Annotated in this window: 5 protein-coding genes; 4 read left to right on the forward strand and 1 reads right to left on the reverse strand. The window is 54.1% G+C overall.

Annotated elements, in window-relative coordinates:
- Positions 1-164: helix-turn-helix domain-containing protein (locus QMM04_RS21390; RefSeq protein WP_349253950.1), on the forward strand; the 164-nt coding region annotated here is incomplete at its 5' end.
- A 289-nt stretch (positions 165-453) separates the two neighbouring features.
- Here QMM04_RS21390 and QMM04_RS21395 read toward each other — a convergent pair.
- On the reverse strand, positions 454-1,815 hold the full coding sequence (locus tag QMM04_RS21395; protein ID WP_282996977.1) for an esterase-like activity of phytase family protein: 1,362 nt from the start codon (positions 1,813-1,815) through the stop codon (positions 454-456).
- 287 nt (positions 1,816-2,102) lie between these two features.
- Between QMM04_RS21395 and QMM04_RS21400 the strand changes: the two genes are divergently transcribed.
- The 3 genes from QMM04_RS21400 to QMM04_RS21410 all read left to right on the forward strand — a co-directional run bounded on the left by QMM04_RS21400 (position 2,103) and on the right by QMM04_RS21410 (position 3,869).
- Complete coding sequence (locus tag QMM04_RS21400; RefSeq protein ID WP_282996978.1) at positions 2,103-2,684, forward strand: LuxR C-terminal-related transcriptional regulator; 582 nt, start codon at positions 2,103-2,105, stop codon at positions 2,682-2,684.
- Between the two features lie 228 nt (positions 2,685-2,912).
- Complete coding sequence (locus QMM04_RS21405; protein ID WP_282996979.1) at positions 2,913-3,425, forward strand: GNAT family N-acetyltransferase; 513 nt, start codon at positions 2,913-2,915, stop codon at positions 3,423-3,425.
- Between the two features lie 276 nt (positions 3,426-3,701).
- Positions 3,702-3,869 carry a general stress protein gene (locus QMM04_RS21410; RefSeq protein ID WP_021506316.1) on the forward strand — a complete coding sequence of 56 codons (168 nt, stop codon included), beginning with the start codon at positions 3,702-3,704 and terminating at the stop codon, positions 3,867-3,869.
- Positions 3,870-3,966 lie beyond the last annotated feature (97 nt).

The following is a 3,966-nucleotide window of genomic DNA, read 5'->3' on the forward strand; positions in this document are numbered from 1 at the left end:
GAACCTGGAAGCAAAGAGCAAGAATTTATGCTTCGTTAGATCTCCTTGCGAATAACATCCCTATCAAACAGGTCGCTTACAAGCTTGGTTTTTCATGTCCGGCTGCCTATACCGCTGCTTTTCGTTCCATCCTGAATGCAACGCCGCGCGATTATTTGCCTTAATCTATGAATCAATGCCTGCTTCTCACTCCAGGCAAAAATTTTTCCTGAGAGTCAGTCTGCCTTATCCCAGGAACTGACGCTGCCGTTTCAGGCCATTTAATGGCTGTGCGCTGTGTCAGGGTAAATTTATCAGGCGATGTCTCTTAATCACCTGAGCAATAGCCACCCTGAGTTTCCACATCCTGTTAAACACGAGGCCGCGATGACCTCCCCGATGACACAACGGGGAGTCATTCAGCCTTAAGCGTTTTCGTGCTGGCACCGGTGTCCAGCGCCAGCACTGCAGCCTCTAGGGTTTCAGCGGTTCCGCCAGCGTTATGATAAACAACTCACTGTCCGAGCTGGCTTTATCCAGCGGTTTCACGCTGATGGTGGTGGCAACCGGCTTACCATCTACCGTCAGCCTGCCCTGGTCGTTGACCCGATAATCCTTGCGCTTCTTACCTTCCACCGGATTTTGCAGCACCATTTTCACGCCGAAGTCATTGTCATTGATGACCGCCAGCGTGTTGCTGTCGATCAGCGCCAGCCCTTCGGCCTTCTCCTGCTGCCAGCCGAGTTGACGCAGATCCACCACCCGCGTTTTCGTCGCCAGCACGATGCCGCGCTGCGCCAGCGTTTTTGCGTCGTCAAACTCCGGGTAGTCACCGGCCTTATCGAATGTGGCCAGATCGGTGGCCTGACTGAGATCCACCTTATAGATAAGGTTACGCATCGCGTCGTCTTTGTCGCTGCCCTGCTCAATCAGCAGGATGTGCTGATTATCGATCGCCACGATATCGCCAATTTTCGCGTCGCTGTTTTTACTGTACGCCTCGCTGTCGATAGGGTAACCATACATCGCGGTTTTACCGGTGGCCGGATCGAAGCTCACCAGGCGGGTAAAGCGTGCCTGCTTTTTACTTTTCCCGTTGATATCCAGCGTACTCTGCACCGCGGCGATGATGCGTCCATCCGGCATGCGCGTGATCCCTTCAAAGCCACGATTTGGCTGGCGCCATTTAAGAACGTTCGGCAGACCACCCGCGATCGATTTTTCCCCTTCCATGGCCTGCGGCCCGTGAATCGCCAGGATCCTGCCCTGCTTATCAACGTTAATCAGGAACGGACCATACTCATCGCACAGCCAGTATCCGCCCTTCCCGTCCAGCGTAATGCCTTCCGTATCCAGACCCCGGTTATCGCCCTGCAGCACGTGCAACTTATCGCTTAGCGCGATTTCATTGGTTGACCCGATGACGCCATTCTGCAGCGGCAAGCCGTTAATATTGCCCTTTGCGTCGTGCAGCGGTCGGGCGTCCGTCGCCTGCGCTTTGCCGTTCTTCACCTGGATATTCATCAGCAGCGGCGCGAAGTCCGGCGTGACGAAAATTTTCGACTCCTGTTTACCCATGTCAGGCGAGTCGGCATTCGGTCCGCGATCGGTGACGGTCACAAAGTTGAGCGTATCTCCCTGCCTGCCGGTAAACAGCAAACCGGAACCGATGCCTACCGGCAAACCCTCCGGAAACGCGCTGGCGAACGCACCGCTGTAGCTGACGCGCGTCCCCTGAGGAAAAGTGACGCTATAGCGTTCGGTTTGCGGCTGCGCCGCCAGCGTGGATAACGAGAGGGTACAACCGAGAATCAAAGGAAGCGTTTTTCTTTTCATATTATTCATGTCCATACAGAGGAGCTGACACCCTAAAGACTAAAAATGACAGGAAAATGAAATTGCAGAGCAACAGTGGCAGCTGACATCATCCCGGGCGATCTCCCCGGTTCGCCACCGTACCGGTTTTGCTTCATTCATCAGAAACCAGCTTTCATGTTGTCCCCCTGCAGCTCAGCCATCCCGGACATTTCTCAGCCATTTCCTACAACCTGACGCTGGCCGTCTGATATCGGCTCAGCGCGGTTTCCGTTCAAATGGGTTGACCGCGAGCACAGGAGGAAACAATGCTGAACATCTTCACTATGGATAGCGACCGCTGGATTACGGAAGGTCTGCGCCTCTATTTTTCCGGGCAGATGATAAGCTGCCTGACGCTCACCTCGCCGGATGACCCGATCCCCACCGGACGCGGGCGTAACGTGGTAATCAGCGAGCTGCATTTTGCCAATAAAAACCTGGAAGAGACGCTGCGTAGTCTGCTGCTGATGCAGCTCAAAACACCGGGCGTCGAGCTGGTGATTCTCACCGACATCAGCGATGAAGCCGTGCTGAATTACGTGGCTCGCCACCTGAAGAAAGCGCTGATCCTGAGTAAAAAATGCCCGCTGGCGACGCTGGTCAGTGCAGTGCTGACGCCGGAAAACGTTGCCACCGTCGCCGCACCGCACGGCAATGCCGATGTGCTGACCGAGCGCGAGTTCACGTTGCTGCGCTGGCTGGCGGGTCCGCGCCGCATGACTGAGATCGGGCATGCGCTGCACCTCAGCAATAAGACCATCAGCCACTACAAGAACACCATCTCACGCAAGCTGGGCTGTAAAAACCACATGGATTTTTATCATCGCCTCACCAGTTACGGCTTTTAATTCGCGCCACCCGCCTCAATTCAGGATGTTCAGCCCGCTGGACATCCTGCGCCTGCCTCCTTTCCTGTTAAAAAATCAAGACATTCAGCCAACTTCCTTACCGCAAAAGGGATGACACCCGGTTTGATTCGCGCATAATGACGGGTCACCTGTACGGGCAGGATGCCCGCTGACACCCCCACTCTGCCGTAACGCAGGATAAAACATAAAAACTGAAGGAAGACTGGCATGGAATTCACCATACGCAACGCGCAGCCTGATGATGCCGAACTGCTGCATCAGCTGGGGCGCATGACCTACAGCGCCCACTTCAAACATATGTGGGTCTCCGAAGCCGAGCTGGATGAATTCATCGACAAAGAGTACGGCCTGGCCGAGCTGCGCAGCAGCCTGGTGGCCCCCAACGAAAGCTGGCTGATTGCCGAAACCAACAAACCCATCGGCTTTGCCAAAGTGACCTGGAATACGCCGGTACCGGACTCCGGTATGAGCGGTGCCCAGCTGAATAAGCTCTACCTCAATCCGCAGGAAACCGGTAAAAACTATGGCCGGCGCATGTTCGAAAGCATTATCCACGCCGCGCGCGATAAGCTGGAAGGCTATCTGTGGCTGGAAGTGATGGGCGAGAACGTGCGCGCACGCAAATTTTATGAAGCCTTTGGCATGCAGCACATCAAAGACATTCCTTTTATTACTGCTTCGCAGCAGAGCATCCTGCAGATTTTAGGCATGGTTATTTAGCGTGGCTCACGGCTCCGGGTCAGCTGCCTGGCCCGGCCGGTTGGGTGCACTGGAGTGTTTCATTTTATTACTTCACCGTCGCAAAAGTTTTAAATAAGCGCAGCGACAGCGCAGAATTATTGTTATTTCAACAAACTAAGATAAAAAATAAAAACGCCCTTTTTTATGCGCCGTCACGCTTGCAGAAATAGCACCAGCGATTACTATTAAATACGCAACACGCACATGACAGCGCAACAACGTCATGTTATTTATTACTCATGAAGAGGATATATTATGACTCAGCATCGAGGCGGTTCAGGTAATTTCGCAGAAGATAAACAGAAAGCATCAGAAGCCGGTAAAAAAGGCGGACAGCACAGCGGCGGCAACTTTAAAAACGACCGCGAAAAAGCGTCCGAAGCCGGTAAAAAAGGCGGTCAGAGCAGCAATCGCGGCTCGTGATTAGCCGGCCAGCACAGGATGAGGCGGCCATGGCGCAGGGAGCGCGCCGTTACCCCCCGGATTATTGTCTTACCCTGCGCTGACTTTCCGCACGGTT

Source organism: Pantoea sp. Pa-EAmG (genome assembly GCF_030024295.1).
Taxonomy (GTDB): Bacteria; Pseudomonadota; Gammaproteobacteria; order Enterobacterales; family Enterobacteriaceae; genus Pantoea; species Pantoea dispersa.

What these genes read in the sequence shown, in the direction of transcription:
- QMM04_RS21395 (WP_282996977.1), bottom strand. Translation starts at nt 1,815, where the DNA reads ATGAAAAGAAAAACGCTTCCTTTGATTCTCGGTTGTACCCTCTCGTTA.
- QMM04_RS21400 (WP_282996978.1), top strand. Translation starts at nt 2,103, where the DNA reads ATGCTGAACATCTTCACTATGGATAGCGACCGCTGGATTACGGAAGGT.
- QMM04_RS21405 (WP_282996979.1), top strand. Translation starts at nt 2,913, where the DNA reads ATGGAATTCACCATACGCAACGCGCAGCCTGATGATGCCGAACTGCTG.
- QMM04_RS21410 (WP_021506316.1), top strand. Translation starts at nt 3,702, where the DNA reads ATGACTCAGCATCGAGGCGGTTCAGGTAATTTCGCAGAAGATAAACAG.